The following is a 14,199-nucleotide window of genomic DNA, read 5'->3' as shown; positions in this document are numbered from 1 at the left end:
GTGACCAGACATGAATGAAATCTCGTCCCAACGCCCGTTGCGCCAGAAAATCATCGGCATCCTTGGCGGCATGAGCAACCAAGCGACTGGCGAATATTATAGGATGCTCAATGAGCGGCTGAACCAGCATTTCGGTGGATGGGACAATGGCGAGATCATCATCGCATCGGTCAATTTCGGGAATATCCAGTATTTCGTGCGTGAGGATCGTTGGGATGAGGCGGCTGCCTATCTGAAGGACAGGATCTCGCGGCTCGAAGCGGCGCGTGTGGATGTCATCGCCTGCGTTTCCAACACCATGCACCGCGTTGTGGAGCCTGCGATGGCGGGGCGCAGGACCCCGTTCATCCATATTGCCGACCCGACCGGCGCGGCGATGGGCAAAGTCGGGATAGGTCGCGCGGCCCTGCTTGGCACGATGCCGGTCATGCAATCGGAGGCGCTTCGCAGACGCTATCGCGAGAAATTCGGTGTGGAGGTGATCGTCCCGAACGATGCGGACAAGGAGATCGTCGATCGCATCGTCTTTGACGAACTGGTGCGCGGTGACCTGAGGCCGGAGTCCAAGGCCGAATACCTGCGTGTGGTCGAAGCGCTGCGAACCGAGGGCGCGCAAGGTGTGATCCTGGGTTGTACCGAGATATTCCTGCTTATCAACCAGTCGGATTTTCCACACTTCCCCGTCTTCGATACGACCGACCTCCACGTTCAGGCGATCGTGGACTTCGCTCTGGCAGGATGACTGCCGACCGTCTGTGCAATAACGACACTCACGTTCAGGAGAGAACAACATGCATATGATTGGCCTCATCGGTGGCATGAGCTGGGAAAGCTCGGCAGAATATTACCGCATCATCAACGAAGGCGTACGCAACCGGCGCGGGCCGACCGCGTCAGCACCGTGCCTGCTATGGTCCTTCGATTTTTCCGAGATCGAGGCGCTTCAGCACAAAGGTGACTGGGATGGCCTGACGGCGAAGATGGTCGATGCGGCGCAGCGGCTCGAAACTGGGGGAGCCAAGGTTCTGCTGATCTGCACCAATAGCATGCATCGCATGGCGCCGGCGGTGCAGGCGGCGGTCGGCATTCCGCTCCTGCATATTGCCGACCCCACGGCGGAACGGATCAAGGCGGCTGGCTTTTCGAGAGTCGGGCTGCTCGGCACCGCTTTCACGATGGAGCATGATTTTTACAAAGGTCGCCTGATCACCAATCACGGCCTCGATGTCATCGTACCGAACGACGAGGATCGCGCCACCGTCCACCGCATTATCTATGAAGAACTGGTGGCGGGGCGGATCGAGGAATCGTCTCGCGCAGCCTACAAAGCTGTCATCTCGCGTTTGATCGAGGCGGGTGCGGAAGCTATAATTCTGGGCTGCACCGAAATCATGCTGCTGGTACGACCCGAGGACAGCATCGTGCCGATCTTCGACACTACGGCGCTTCATGCTGAGGCCGCGATCGAGTACGCGCTCCTGGCATGACACTCTCGCACCCCGTCACATTGCTGGCGCACCACAGAGCCGGATATCAAAGACTATGAGAATGAAGCCCGTCTGGTTACTCTCCCTCATGCTGTCCCTGCAGGCCTCGCCCGCTGGAGCGCGCATGATCATAGCCGATTATCCCGCCTGCGATCTGAAGACGCAGCACGCACTTGCGGGCGTTGTCGGGGCCGAGATCACGGATCAGCGACAGGCGCATATCGCGGAACGCGCCAACATCCTTCAGGCGGACATTGGGAACGCGCGCAAAGCACGATACCTCTCGCAAGGGCTGGCCAATCGCATGTGGCGCCAGGTGGATGCCGTTCGTACCGATGCGGACGCCCTCCAGCGCAGGCAAGGGTTTCTGAGTGCGGCGGAACGCGCATCCTATGATCGGCAACTCGACAGCATTGCCGGCAGACTGTGCCGCTGACAGAAGCAGCCGGGAGCCCGACATGTCCTCGCGCCTCCTGCGCGATGGAACTGCTGACCAACATGCCCAGTCCCAGGGCGTGATGATCTATCGGTCCTTTTTGCCACAGAGCATTGGCCTGCTGCCGCTGTCCCCACAAAGCTGCCTGTCTGCCTGGGGAAAATGACCACGCAGACGACCGCCTGCGATGAAAAGGCTGTTTTTGGCTTTCTTTCACTATGTGTGATCTCTGCGGCCCATGCGGCGCCGATGCACTATACCACCAAGCGAGGTGGCCTGACCGCCGAATTGGTGCTGAACGGCAGTAAGAGCGACTATAACCTGTCTTCGCAGGAAGGGATCGCCGAACTTTCTCATGCGACCGTCGTCAAGAAAGGCGACAGCTTCATCGTCACGACCCATGAAGACAAGCAGACCTGCTCCGTCGAGGTCAAAGTGGCGGGGACGGAAGTGGCGAGTTCACATGAAGTCGGTGGCAATTGCGTCTCTTTTCATGGCGCGGCAGTTGATTTCAACTTCTGAGCCCGTTCGCATCTGACAATGCGGGCTGGCGCGCGAACCGTGAGCGCATGTGCCAGCCCGGATTCCGGGAGACGCGGTTATCGGGACGGATGGCTGGGGGCTGACGGTTGGGGGTTGGGGGTTGGCTGACGGGTCTTCCGTCAGGCGGCGTTGTCGCCGGGCCAGAGTGGCCCGCGTTCGCGGCGCATCTTGCGTACGGCGGCGTCGAATGTGAGGTCGGCTGCCGAGGAGTGGGTGATCAGGCCGGCGGCGTCGCGGGCGCAGCCACGCCGGATCTCGTCGGACAGTTTGACGTCGGGGCCGGGAATCATGCCCGTGTGGCACTGGATTTCGGCGGCGCGCTGGCAGACCCATAGCAGGAAGAAGGCACGCGCAACATCGGCCTCGCCGACCGCGAGGCCGTGATTGCGCAGGACCAGCACATGCTTGTCGCCCAGGCTTTCCAGCATCCGGGGGCGCTCTTCATCATAGAGCGTAATGCCTTCGAAAATGTGGTAGCCGACGCGGCCGAACAACTGGGCGCCGTAGAAATTATCGTGGCTGAAGCCGGCTTCCTTCATCGCGACGGCGGTGACGGCGCTGGTATGCGTGTGGATGACGCAATGGATGTCGTCGCGCGCGGCGTGGATCGCGCCGTGGAGGGCGAAACCGGCGGGATTGGGCTTGTAATCCGACTGGGTGACCAGCTCGCCGCTGGCGTTGACCACCAGCAGGTTTTCCGGCGTCACTTCCTCGTAATGCAGGCCGAACGGATTGACGAGATAGCGCGTCGGCTCGCCGGGCAGGCGCAGCGAGATGTGGTTGAAGATCATCTCGGTCCAGCCGAGGTGGCTGACGAGGTGGTAGCATTCGGCCAGACGGACCCGGAGGCTCCATTCGTCCTGCATCGCGTCGCTGGTCATGATGTCTGTTCCTTTCCGGCCAGGGAACGGCGTTGAAAGGCCACGAGGCCGAGCAGGGTGTCGATGATCGGCGTCGGCACGCCCAGCGCGCGCGCCAGCGCCACCAGCGCGTCGCCGATCGCCACCGTCTCCAGGGTTCGTCCGGCCCGGAAATCCTGCAACATCGAGGTTTCGTGGGGGCCGGCGGCCGCCATCATGGCGCAGATCGCCTCGGCCGGTTTGAGGGTGGAAATGCCGCAGGCCGCGCCGGTCGCGATCGCCTCGTCCAGCGAGGCGCGAATGATCGCGTAGGTGGCCGGGTCGGTCGCCATGGCTTCGAGCGTGGCGCCCGTGATCACCGACAGGGGGTTCGAGGCCACGTTGGCGGCGAGTTTGGTCCAGATTTCGGCGTGGATGGCGTCGGTGACGGGCGCGTCGATCCCGCAGGCATTGAGCAGGCCGGCGAGATGGGTCAGTCGGTCGCGGGCCGGGCCGGGCGCGTCGGGTGCGGCACGTCCCAGCACCAGGCGCATCGGCCGCAGGGACCGGATCTGTCCGGGGGCTTCGCTGGCGCAGAAGGCATAGGCGACGCAGCCCGCGACCTGCCGTGCCGGCAGGTGGGCCGCCAGTTGGCCCGTCGGGTCCAGCAGGGGGGGCGAGCGTGCGGAAGGCCGGCGGGGCGTCGTCTGCCGCCATCCACCAGGGGATGCCGTTGATGACGGGGACGATCAATGTGTCGGGACCGACCGCCGGCAGGACCGCCGGCAGCAGACTGGGCAACTGATGCGATTTGACGGCGAGGAACAGGACGTCCATCGGGCCTGGCGCGCGCTCGGCGGCGGCGGGGTGGCAGGTGAAGGTGGTCTCGCCTTCAGTCACGGTCAGGCCGTGGGTGCGCAGGCGGGACAGGGTTTCGCCGCGCGCGATCAGCGAGACCGACGCACCGCCCCGTGCCAGGCAGGCCGCCAGCGTGCCGCCGATGGCGCCGACCCCCGCGATGCAGATGTGCGAAGCGGTCGTCATGGACCGACGGACGGCGGGGAGGTGAAGGCGGAATCACGTGTCATGCCATGCAGAGTGCAGGGTTGCCCCATACCGGTCAATCTGTGGGCCATCACGATCAGGGGGGCGCGCCTTTCGACCCCTCATCGGCGATAGTCCGGTGCGGCGTCTCCTTACCGTCCCTTGGCCGATCCGCGATCCTGGCAGAGGAAACGGACGATGGGGCCATCAGAGCGGTTTGAAACATGATGTTGCCGGCAGGCCGATGCGCGTTTGCGGCCCTTCGCGGTCGGCAGCTTTCAACGATGCCGCGATGTGGAGAGACACATGCCGGACGGACGCCTGTTCCGGCCTTATTTTGACTCGACATCAAAACTACCTCACACAGGCTCGCAGGAATCCTTGCGGCAGGTGCTGCATCCGGCAAAAGGCCGCGAGAAGGGAAAGAGATGTCCATATCTGCCGCGCGCACGCCGCATCCGATACCGACGACGATCCTGTTCGGCTGCGCTTATGTGCTGTCGTTTATCGACCGGCAGATCCTTTCGCTGATGATCGGTCCGGTAAAGGCCGATCTGCACCTGAATGATTTTCAGTTCGCCATCCTGAACGGTTTTGCGTTCGCGCTGCTGTATTCGGTGCTCAGCCTGCCGATTTCGATGATGGCCGACCGGTTTCCCCGGCCGCCGATCATCGTTGGCGGTCTGGCCCTGTGGAGCGTCGCCACGATCGGTTGCGGACTCTCCAACGGGTTTGCGAGCCTGTTCATCTGCCGGATGGGGGTTGGGATCGGCGAAGCGGCGCTGGTGCCGGCCGTCTATTCTTTCCTGGCCGATATCGTGCCGGCGGCGCGGCTGGGGCGGATCATCGCCCTGTTTTCCGCCGGGTCGTTCGTCGGGGTCGGCATTGCCTATCTTTTCGGTGGGATGCTGATGGCCATGCTTCAGTCTGGCGGGGTGCAGGGCGGCGGCCTTGCGCCGTGGAAGCTCTGCTTCATCGCCGCCGGCGTGCCGGGGCTGTTGCTGGCGGTGGTCATCGCGATCGTCGTGCCCGAGGTCGCCGCGCGCGGAAAAACGGCGGTGCGATCGGGACTGTTACAGACCGGCGCCTTCATTCTCGACAGGAAATGGCTGTTCCTGCTTCATTTCCTCGGTTATTCCTGCAGCGCGATCATGCTGTTCTCGCTCATGAGCTGGTCGCCGGCTTATCTGATGCGCGTCATGGCGATGCCGCACGCCGCCGTGGGCGCCATCATGAGCGGCATTGCGATCCTCTGCGGGTGTGGCGGTGTCTATACCAGCGGACGCCTGATGGATGCCCTGACGACGAAGGGGGTCGTCATCGCCCCGATGATCGTCGGGGGAATGGGCATGGTGAGCGCCGCGCTGCTGTTTCTCGTGAGTGTTCTGTGCGGGGCCGGTCATGCCGGGCTGGTGTTCTTCGCGCTTGCGTTTTTCTTTGCTTCGTTTCCCATGGCGCCATCGGCCGTGCTGATCCAGACGGTGACGCCCCACGCGATGCGGGCGCAGGTTTCCGCCATCATGCTGCTGTGCAACGCGCTGATCGGGCTGTCTGGCGGCTCGATGCTGATCGGTGTGCTCAGCGACCGGGTCTTCACTGCACCGGACGGCATCCGGCTGTCGCTGGCCGTGGTGGCCATCCCCGCCAGCCTGGCGGGCGCGCTCATGGTCGCGGCAACGGCCCGGCTTTACGCGAAGAGAGGCCGCTCTCCGGCACAGACGTGACAGTCTGGCCGCAGATGTGGCCTGGCGGGCAGGCTGTTAAAAACAGATGCCCAGCGTGCATCCCGTGGAAACGGGAGCGTAATGCCCATGCACATAATAAATGACGGCGGAAATGATCACGATCATCGAAGTCAGAGCGTAAAGCTCGCATTTCCGCATCTTCTGCATGTCCCTTTTTCAGGTATGGGGTCGCCTGGGCGCTTGTTATAACACGCAGCCTTGTGGGGAGACCAGTGCGCGGAAAAAGGCATGGCTTTCCGGCGGTTGGGGGCTGGGGGCTGGGGGCGTGGTGTTGCACGCCCCCTCCCCGCGTCGCCGGATGGGATGTTCAGGCGGTGCGCGTGGGGTCGGGCACGGCTGCCACGCGGGCCTTGCGGGTGGCGGCGCCGCGTCGGCGCAGGACCCACATGACGCCCCCGGAGATGGAGAAATAGAGCAGCGCCGCGCCGGCGATGCCGACCGCCGTGCGCCAGAGACCGGCGATGACGGCGGGGCCGGCCAGCTTGGCCTCGTGCAGCGTGTGCAGCCACATGAAGGTCAGTTCGCCCGTGCGCTGCTGGGCCGGGTCGCGGGTGAAGCGCACCGTGCCGGCATCGGCATCGTACCGCACGGTGGCCGGGCGGTTGGGGCCGTAAGCCGGCAGGACGATATTGAAGGATTGCTCGGCCGGGCGGCCGCCCAAATGGGCTGACGTGAGGACGACATCGGGCATCTGGGTGTGTATAGCGGCCAGGGCGGCGTCCAGGCCCTGTTCGCCGGGGATGGCGGGCGTGTGGTCGGGGTGGTGCGGGCGGCTTTGGGCCGGGCGGCCGCCGCCGCCCTGGACGCCGAAGAGCGGGCGCGCGAAGGGGAAGGCCAGGACCGCACCGCTGAGGGCGAGGAACAGCATGACCGCCAGTGTCCAGAAGCCGAAGCTGATATGGGTTTCGCGCCACAGGCGATAGCCCCTCGCCCTGGACGAGACGAGAACCGTGCGACGCCATTTGCCCGAGGCCCACAGGGCCGGGTGCGGCCACCACAGGAGCAGGCCGGTGATGGCCATGACGCTGAGCAGGATGCCCATGGCGCCGGTGGCATACTGGCCGTAGGGCAGCAGCAGCAGGTCGGCGTGCAGGTTGTGCAGCACGCGCAGCCCGTGGGGGAGGATATGCGTGCGGATGACCGCGGCGTGGGATGGATCGACCATCACCTCGAATTCCGGGTGGCGCTCGCCGGCCGGCCCGAAGGCGACGACCGCGCTGTCACCCGGCCAGCGGGCGGGGTCGAAACGCAGGGGCTGCGTGCCGGTGGGGGCCACGGCGCGCGCGGCACCGATCATGGCCTCGGCCCCCATGGGCGGGCCGGCCACCGGGGCGGCGGGACGACCTGCCAGCATCAGCGGCAGGACCACCAGCAGCAGCCCGGTCAGGCCCTGCAACGCGAACGGCAGGATCAGGGCCAGCCCGATCCAGCGATGAATTTTCCGAAGCACGCGCCACCATGTTAATGCGAATGATTCGCACATTATCGAACATGCAACGTTCATGCAAGGCGGTGGCCGCGCGTGCGGCGCTGGCTGTCGCGCATCGGAGCGGGCGTGGGGTACCGCCGTCAGGCCGTCTTTTCGGTCAGGCTCCGAGCCGGGTTATGCGATGCCCAGCATGCGCATCTTCCGATAGAAGGTGGCGCGGCTGATGCCCAGGCCGCGTGCCGCGCGGGTCACGTTGCCTTGCGTGGTGGCCAGGGCGGAGCGGATGACGCTCTCTTCCGCCTTGCGGAAACTGGGGGAATCGTCGCCCTCCAGCGTCGAGAGCAGGTTGGGCTGCTCGCGGATCATCTCGTCGGTCCACTGCATCAGGGTCCGAGCCGCGCGCGTGGCACCCACGACCTGGCCGTCGTCATCGACCGCGACCAACGGCGCGGACACGCCGTCGGCCGTGTCGAGGAGCAGGATCTTGCGCCCCTCATAGCGGTTACGGAACAGTTGATCTTCGATCCGCCGGCCGGCCTGCGTGAGCGTGTCCATCAGCAGGGGGGCGGCGTGGCGCGAGGAATCGCCATGGAAGGCGGCGAGATTGAGCGCGCCGATGATCTGACCCTGCGCATCGAAGATCGGGGTAGCGAAACTGGCGAGCAGGGAAAAGCAGAAACGCCAATGTTCCCCCTGGCCCAGGAAGATGGGGGTACAGTCGCGGACGCAGGTACCGACGCCGTTGGTGCCTGCAACCGCTTCGTCCCAGATCGCGCCCTGTTGCAGGCCCATCCGGCGGCAATGAGTCGACTGGCCATCGTCCGCGCAGCGGGCCAGGAGCATGGCGTCGGTATCCGCCAGCAGGACCAGCAGACCCATGGGATGTGCCAGATCGAACAGGCGCCGCATCTCGGGCTGGGCCGCCCGCATCAGCGGAGCGGAACGCCCGCTGAGATGGCGGAATTCCGCTCCGCTGAAAATATCGGCCACCCAGCCCTGGGCCGGATCGACGTGGTGGGAGGCGGCGCATCGGTGCCACGACCGTTCCACCATGATGCCGCCGGCGCTGTTTCGCGCCGTGCTGGTATTGTCTTTATTCGGAATTGCCCATTCCATCGCTTGCCGCGCCCGTATCGCTCACAATACGCCCAGCCCTGCCGAACCTGCCTCTTCCATGCAGGAACGGCATCGCTTGAGCTCTTCTGGCCCTTCCGTGCCCTATTTCAGGCATAATACCTATACACATTTTGTAGTCTTCGCCAAGTCAATCTCCTGGATCGGGCGCGGAGAGCAATAGGGCGTGATGACCACCTCTGTTCCGGGAAGGATATCTACCAGAGATAAACGAGCTTGATGTAATAGGCATTACTTTCGGGAGTGTTCCGACCTTCGACTGAGTGGGTATAGCGTGTTGTAAATGAGAAATTCTTCGCGATATTGAACATCATGCCGACACCGAGCGCCACTTCGCGGCTGCTGGAATCCTTTACATAGGCGCGGCGGGTGTTGTTGTAGGTGCCGGTCACGTTCTGCCAGTCGAGCGCGAAGAACGGTTCGAGAAGTTTGGTGGCCTTCCAGCTCCAGCGCAGGTTCGAATAGAACACGACGCCGGGGAAATAACTGTTCTGGCCCCTGATATGCTTGGTCGAACCGACCACGGTGCCCGCGTCGCCATCGAAGCTGAAATGCTTCCATTCGTAGTCGAAGATGAAGCTTGAGATGTTCGACCAGTAATTGGGCGAGGTGGCATCGCGCGTGCCCACCGGCGTCTGCATGAAGGTCTGGAAGCCGAAGGTGCTGTGCGCGTTGGGTTTGAACCATGCGGCGGGGCCGACGATGGTGGGGCCGAGACCGCCGTAATTCTTGCCGTTGGCCAGTGTGAAGCTTTCGCCCTGGATGATTTCGAAGGCGAAGCCGACACCGGGAAGGGCATCGAAACTGCGGAAATGGACATATTTGGTCAGGCCCGACCAGGTGTGACTGCCCTGCCCTGCCGTGCGCTGGCCCGAGCCGTTGTAGTACGAGCCGGCCGCGTTGCCGTCGCCGTACTGCACCAGCACGTTGAACGGTTTGAAATCGACCGGCAGGTCGTATTCGTGCGGGCCGATGATGCCCAGCGTGATATCCGAGGCGTGGGCCGCCGGGAGCGCGCCAAGCAGGAAGGCGCCGGGGATGGAGAAGCGGACGAGAGTCCAGAGCCATGCCGGCCGTTCTGTCAAACGCATTGGTTTGATTCCGTTGGGGGCGGTGCCGGGCGCGCCTGAAGCGCGCCCGGCACCTGTTGTTATTATTATTGCTTATTGGGCGGTCGCGCCGGTTCCCTGCGCGCCGTCGAGTGTATAGGCGATGATGTAGTCGCCGCTGCGCGTGCCCAGGCCGCCATGGCCGCCGGCCGCGATCAGGACATACTGCTTGCCGCCGATCTCGTAGGACATCGGGGTGGCCTGGCCGCCTGCCGGCAGGCGGTCGCTCCAGATCACCTTGCCTGTCGCCAGGTCGAAGGCCCGCAGGTAGTCGTCCGCGGTGGCGCCCATGAAGACGACGCCGCCCTTGGTCACGATGTTGCCACCGATATTATACATGCCGGTGGGCAGCGGCAGGTTGTTATGCGTCCGGAACGGGCCGGTATCGCGGGTGGTGCCGACCGGGTGCTGCCACACGATCTTCTTCGTCACCAGGTCGATCGCCGTGATCGTGCCCCAGACCGGGCCCTTGCAGGGGATCTGCAACGGATTCAGCCACGGGTTGGTGTAGGCGATGTAGGGCGTGCCGTAATCCGGCGAGACCGACAGCGCGTCACCCTTGGCGGCGGGTTCTTCGCCCTTGCCGTCCCATTTCGGCAGCGTGCCGGGGCCTTCCAGCGTCTGGCGATGATCGAGCTTGATGCGGAACGGCAGGTAGCTCGCGTTCGCCAGCATGATCTTGCGCTGCGGGTCGATCGTGATGCCCTGCCAGTCGACGATACCGTAGAACGCCGGGTAGACGATCGTGGTCTGGCCGATATGCGGCGGGGTGAACTGCCCGTCATAGGCCGACTGGCGGTACTGGATGCGGCAGATCATCTGATCCAGCAGCGTGGCACCCCACATGTCGGTCTCTTTGAGGTCCGGCGGCGACACCGACGGCATGGCGGTCGGATAGGGCTGCGTCGGCGACACGCGGTCGTCGGGCGCGATGCCGGCGGTCGGCACCTTGCGTTCCTCGACCGGGTAGCCGGGGACCGGCTGGCCGGTGCGGCGGTCAAGCACGAAGAACTCGCCGCGCTTGGTGCTCTGCACCAGGGCGGGAATCATCTCGCCGTTCGGGCCGGGGAGGTCGACCATCGACGGGCCGGACGGGATGTCCATGTCCCACAGATCGTGATGCACGGTCTGGTAGGTCCAGCGGCGTTCACCCGTCACGATATCCAGCGCGATCGTCGCCGAGGAGGTGGCGTCGTCGAACGGACGGCGCGAACCACCCCAGTTGTCGGGCGGAGAGTTGCCGGTGGGGATGTAGACCAGGCCCAGGTCCGGGTCGGCCGTGTAGACGCCCCAGGCATTCGGCGTGTCGCGCGTCAGCACGTCATCCGGGCCGGGCTTCCAGGTTTCCGGCGTGTGGCCGGCATCCCAGGCCCAGGCGATTTCGCCCGTCGTGGCGTCGAAGCCGCGCACGGCGCCCGAGGGTTCGAAATTGGCCTGGTTGTCGAAGATCCAGCCGCCGGTGATCAGGCGGTTTTTCGCCACCAGCGGCGGCGAGGTCACGAAGTGGAAGCCGTGAGGCACATGGCCCAGATACTGGCGCAGGGAGATGAAGCCGTGATCGCCGAAATCGTCACACGGTTTGCCGGTTTCGGCATCCAGCGCCACGATCCGCACGTCGGCCACCGGCGAATAGATTCGCGTGCGGCAGCTCGTCTGGATCTCGTCCGGGATCTTGTAATAGGTCACGCCACGGCAGGAGAGATAGACGTTCTTTTCCTGATCCGCCTGCGCGGGATGCGGATCGAACTTCCATTTGACCTTGCCGGTCGCCGCGTCCAGCGCCATCACCCAGCTATGGGGCGTGCACATGTAGAGCGTGTCGCCAACCTTGATGGGCGTGACTTCCAGGTTGAATTCATGGCCCTGGTCGGGGCCGGCGACGGTGCCTTCGCCATCCTGCCGGACATCGCCCGTACGGGTGAGCCAGGCGCGCTTCAACTGGCCGATATTGGCCTTGGTGATCTGGCCCAGGGGCGAATAGCGATCGCCGCCCATCGTGCGGCCATAGGCCTGCCAGTCGCCGGCGGGGACGCCGTCGGTGGCGGAATCGGCTTCCTGCGCCGCCATGCGGTCGGCCGGCACGGTGCCGTCGATCGAATAGGAGGTGAAGCAGCTGATGACCAGCGCCAGGACGCTGACGCCGATGGCGCCAAGCATTTCGCGCTTTTCGGCTAGCCACTTGCCGCCCTGGCTCCAGACCCACGGCAGCAGCATCCACACGCCGATGCCCACCAGGGTCATCAGACGCACTTCCAGGTTCCAGATGTTGAACCCGGATTCGAAGAGCGCCCAGAGGGTCGAAACCAGCAGCAGCCCGGCATAGAGCCGCAGCGCCAGTTTGGGAGACCTGATCCCCGTCACCGCCGCGCCGATCATGACGGCGCCGGCCAGGACATAGAACCAGGACCCACCGAGGACGGCGAGGTAGCCGCCGCCCAGGAAAAGAAAGAGCCCTACAAGGGCCAGCAGGATCGAGGTGACGATCGAGAACACACTACTCATCTCGCGTATGTTCCTATTCTATAATGAAGTTTCCGTGATCCGGAACAACTCGTGAGGCTGCGGCCCCATGGCTATTGCCGACGAGCCTGCTTATCGGCAGGAAGGTTTTCTGATCGCTACGATCCTGTAAGCTTTCTCACACGAACGTGTCTCGCCCCCTGGCGACTGTCGCAAAGCTGAGACAATCATCCGCTCCCGGCGAAAAGCGGGTCGGTGCTTTTGAATCCGCCGATATATGAATTATGCATAGCTGCATCCCGACTCCATGCCCCCCTCGCGGATCCCTTCCATGTCCGATGTCGCCCGCTACGAATATTTCCTGTTCCTGCTGCTGGTGATCCTGGCGCTGGAGCGGCTGGCGCGGCGGCTGGCGCTGCCGCCGGCGGCAGCCTTCATCCTGGGGGGCACCGGGCTGGCCCTGCTGCCGGGGACGCCGGAACTGACCCTGGACCCCGACCTGGTCATGGTCGTGTTCCTGCCGCCGCTGTTGATGAGCAGTGCGTGGTTCACGGCGTGGCACGAATTTCGCCGCAACCTGCGCGGCATTCTGGCGCTGGCGGTCGGCACGACACTGTTCACCACGCTGGCCGTGGGTGTCGCGGCCCGGCTGGCCGTGCCGTCGCTGCCCTGGGCGGTGTGCTTCACGCTGGGGGCCATCGTCTCGCCGCCCGACGCCGTGGCCGCCGAGGCCGCGATGGAGCGGCTGAGCCTGCCGGGACGCCTGACATCGCTGCTGCTGGGGGAGAGCCTGCTGAACGACGCCACCGGGCTGGTGCTGTTCCGCTTCGCGCTGGCGGCGGCGCTGACCGGGCTGTTCGACCCGATGGCGGCCGTTGGGGCGTTCTGCCTCGTTTCGGTCGGCGGGGTGGCGATCGGGGCGGTGCTGGGGTGGGGCGGGCTGTGGCTGATCCGCCGGCTGCGCGACAGCGACCTGGTGATTACCGCGACCGTGCTGCTGGCGGCGGCGTCCTATATCGGGGCCGACCGGCTGCATGTCTCCGGCGTGCTGGCCACCGTGACCACCGGGTTGATCCTGGGATGGAACCAGCATGCCGATTTCAGCGCCAGCACGCGCGTGCGCGGGCTGGCATTCTGGAAAGTAATGGTCTTTCTGCTGCAATCGGTGCTGTTCATCCTGATCGGCCTGTCGCTGCGCGGGGTGCTGCACCGGCTGGCGGGGACGACGGACCTGCTGCACCATCTGGTGATCCCGATTGCCGCCATTCTGGGAACCATGATCGTCTCGCGCTTCGTGTGGCTGTTCGGCGCCGATGCGGTACGGGCGGTGCTGCGCCGCTGGTGGCCGCGCCATTTCGCTGCCCCTTCCCTGCCCGAGACGATCATCATGGGTTGGTCGGGCATGCGCGGGGTGGTGACGCTGGCGGCCGCCCTTTCCCTGCCCGAGAGCCTGCCGGGCCGTGACCTGGCGCTATGCTGCGCCTTTGCCGCGATCCTGGTCACGGTGCTGTTGCAGGGCATTACGCTGGAACCGCTGGTCCGTGCCCTGAACGTGACCGACGACGACGCGGCGACCACCCAGGCCAACGAGAACGTCGCCTGGGTGCGGATGGCCGAAGCCCAGCTTCGTGCCGTCGAGCAGGCGTCGCGCCGGCCCGATGGCACCGAGCGCCACCCGCGGCTGCTGGAACAATACCGCTACCGCCTGCGCGTGACCCGCGACTATGCCCACGACATGTCCGCACACCGGCCGGAGGAAATCGCGCATTACGAGGCGGTGCTGGCAGCCATTCGTGCGGCGCGCGCCGAAATCCTGGCCCTGTATCGCCAGGGACAGCTCCACGACCATGTGCTGCGGGAGATGGAACAGGACCTGGACATGCAGGAGATCGCGGCGGAGGGACGGTTGTAGGGTATTCGTGATGGGTCCGGCGCTGGTCGTGAAAACGCTTCAGCGGTAGTGGCAGGCGATA

Annotated in this window: 12 protein-coding genes and 1 pseudogene; 5 read left to right on the top strand and 8 right to left on the bottom strand. The window is 64.8% G+C overall.

The features are described from left to right. Positions 1 to 10: 10 nt before the first annotated feature. Both C7453_RS02670 and C7453_RS02665 read left to right on the top strand, forming a co-directional pair. Positions 11 to 742, top strand: a complete 732-nt coding sequence (locus C7453_RS02670) for an aspartate/glutamate racemase family protein (RefSeq protein WP_114725723.1) — start codon at positions 11 to 13, stop codon at positions 740 to 742. Positions 743 to 791: 49 nt separating this feature from the next. Beyond that, on the top strand, positions 792 to 1,487 hold the full coding sequence (locus C7453_RS02665; protein ID WP_114725721.1) for an aspartate/glutamate racemase family protein: 696 nt from the start codon (positions 792 to 794) through the stop codon (positions 1,485 to 1,487). A 76-nt stretch (positions 1,488 to 1,563) separates the two neighbouring features. Here the strand turns inward: C7453_RS02665 and C7453_RS19060 are convergent, their stop codons facing one another. Further along, positions 1,564 to 1,947 (bottom strand): hypothetical protein, encoded by a 384-nt coding sequence (locus tag C7453_RS19060; RefSeq protein WP_211311007.1) that lies wholly within the window; start codon positions 1,945 to 1,947, stop codon positions 1,564 to 1,566. 138 nt (positions 1,948 to 2,085) lie between these two features. Between C7453_RS19060 and C7453_RS02655 the strand changes: the two genes are divergently transcribed. Then, on the top strand, positions 2,086 to 2,445 hold the full coding sequence (locus tag C7453_RS02655; protein WP_114725717.1) for a hypothetical protein: 360 nt from the start codon (positions 2,086 to 2,088) through the stop codon (positions 2,443 to 2,445). A 140-nt stretch (positions 2,446 to 2,585) separates the two neighbouring features. Here C7453_RS02655 and C7453_RS19240 read toward each other — a convergent pair whose 3' ends face one another. The 3 genes and pseudogenes from C7453_RS19240 to C7453_RS19765 form a co-directional block, all read right to left on the bottom strand. Beyond that, entirely contained in the window at positions 2,586 to 3,347 is a 762-nt protein-coding gene (locus C7453_RS19240) for a class II aldolase/adducin family protein (RefSeq protein ID WP_114726102.1), read from the bottom strand. Then, positions 3,344 to 3,850, bottom strand: coding sequence for a ketopantoate reductase family protein (locus C7453_RS19235; protein ID WP_245948718.1), 507 nt, complete (start codon positions 3,848 to 3,850; stop codon positions 3,344 to 3,346). The genes C7453_RS19240 and C7453_RS19235 overlap by 4 nt, the downstream gene beginning before the upstream one ends. Before the next feature lie 241 nt (positions 3,851 to 4,091). Next, positions 4,092 to 4,349, bottom strand: a pseudogene (locus tag C7453_RS19765) (ketopantoate reductase family protein); the annotation flags it as partial. A gap of 428 nt (positions 4,350 to 4,777) precedes the next feature. Between C7453_RS19765 and C7453_RS02635 the strand changes: the two are divergent. Continuing rightward, positions 4,778 to 6,073 (top strand): MFS transporter, encoded by a 1,296-nt coding sequence (locus C7453_RS02635; protein ID WP_114725713.1) that lies wholly within the window; start codon positions 4,778 to 4,780, stop codon positions 6,071 to 6,073. A gap of 328 nt (positions 6,074 to 6,401) precedes the next feature. Here C7453_RS02635 and C7453_RS02630 read toward each other — a convergent pair whose 3' ends face one another. The 4 genes from C7453_RS02630 to C7453_RS02615 all read right to left on the bottom strand — a co-directional run bounded on the left by C7453_RS02630 (position 6,402) and on the right by C7453_RS02615 (position 12,268). Further along, positions 6,402 to 7,544: a PepSY-associated TM helix domain-containing protein gene (locus C7453_RS02630; protein ID WP_245948715.1), complete on the bottom strand. Its 1,143-nt coding sequence runs from the start codon at positions 7,542 to 7,544 to the stop codon at positions 6,402 to 6,404. Positions 7,545 to 7,697: 153 nt separating this feature from the next. Next, positions 7,698 to 8,576: a helix-turn-helix domain-containing protein gene (locus tag C7453_RS02625; RefSeq protein WP_255318185.1), complete on the bottom strand. Its 879-nt coding sequence runs from the start codon at positions 8,574 to 8,576 to the stop codon at positions 7,698 to 7,700. A gap of 278 nt (positions 8,577 to 8,854) precedes the next feature. Continuing rightward, positions 8,855 to 9,748 (bottom strand): transporter, encoded by an 894-nt coding sequence (locus tag C7453_RS02620; RefSeq protein ID WP_114725707.1) that lies wholly within the window; start codon positions 9,746 to 9,748, stop codon positions 8,855 to 8,857. A gap of 72 nt (positions 9,749 to 9,820) precedes the next feature. Continuing rightward, positions 9,821 to 12,268 (bottom strand): membrane-bound PQQ-dependent dehydrogenase, glucose/quinate/shikimate family, encoded by a 2,448-nt coding sequence (locus tag C7453_RS02615; RefSeq protein ID WP_220791128.1) that lies wholly within the window; start codon positions 12,266 to 12,268, stop codon positions 9,821 to 9,823. Between the two features lie 289 nt (positions 12,269 to 12,557). On the opposite strand from C7453_RS02615, the gene C7453_RS02610 reads away from it, so the two are divergent. Further along, positions 12,558 to 14,138 carry a Na+/H+ antiporter gene (locus tag C7453_RS02610; protein ID WP_114725703.1) on the top strand — a complete coding sequence of 527 codons (1,581 nt, stop codon included), beginning with the start codon at positions 12,558 to 12,560 and terminating at the stop codon, positions 14,136 to 14,138. The last annotated feature ends 61 nt before the right edge of the window (positions 14,139 to 14,199 follow it).

The sequence above is a fragment of the Gluconacetobacter liquefaciens genome (genome assembly GCF_003350405.1).
GTDB lineage: Bacteria > Pseudomonadota > Alphaproteobacteria > Acetobacterales > Acetobacteraceae > Gluconacetobacter > Gluconacetobacter liquefaciens.
The sequence above is the reverse complement of the archived record's forward strand: the minus strand, read 5'-3'. Positions and strand labels throughout refer to the sequence as shown.

Excerpts from the sequence above, each read along its gene's own strand:
- C7453_RS02610 (WP_114725703.1), top strand. The coding sequence starts at position 12,558 with ATGTCCGATGTCGCCCGCTACGAATATTTCCTGTTCCTGCTGCTGGTG.
- C7453_RS02625 (WP_255318185.1), bottom strand. The coding sequence starts at position 8,576 with ATGGTGGAACGGTCGTGGCACCGATGCGCCGCCTCCCACCACGTCGAT.
- C7453_RS19240 (WP_114726102.1), bottom strand. The coding sequence starts at position 3,347 with ATGACCAGCGACGCGATGCAGGACGAATGGAGCCTCCGGGTCCGTCTG.
- C7453_RS19060 (WP_211311007.1), bottom strand. The coding sequence starts at position 1,947 with ATGTCGGGCTCCCGGCTGCTTCTGTCAGCGGCACAGTCTGCCGGCAAT.
- C7453_RS02615 (WP_220791128.1), bottom strand. The coding sequence starts at position 12,268 with ATGAGTAGTGTGTTCTCGATCGTCACCTCGATCCTGCTGGCCCTTGTA.
- C7453_RS02635 (WP_114725713.1), top strand. The coding sequence starts at position 4,778 with ATGTCCATATCTGCCGCGCGCACGCCGCATCCGATACCGACGACGATC.
- C7453_RS02655 (WP_114725717.1), top strand. The coding sequence starts at position 2,086 with ATGACCACGCAGACGACCGCCTGCGATGAAAAGGCTGTTTTTGGCTTT.
- C7453_RS02670 (WP_114725723.1), top strand. The coding sequence starts at position 11 with ATGAATGAAATCTCGTCCCAACGCCCGTTGCGCCAGAAAATCATCGGC.
- C7453_RS02620 (WP_114725707.1), bottom strand. The coding sequence starts at position 9,748 with ATGCGTTTGACAGAACGGCCGGCATGGCTCTGGACTCTCGTCCGCTTC.
- C7453_RS02665 (WP_114725721.1), top strand. The coding sequence starts at position 792 with ATGCATATGATTGGCCTCATCGGTGGCATGAGCTGGGAAAGCTCGGCA.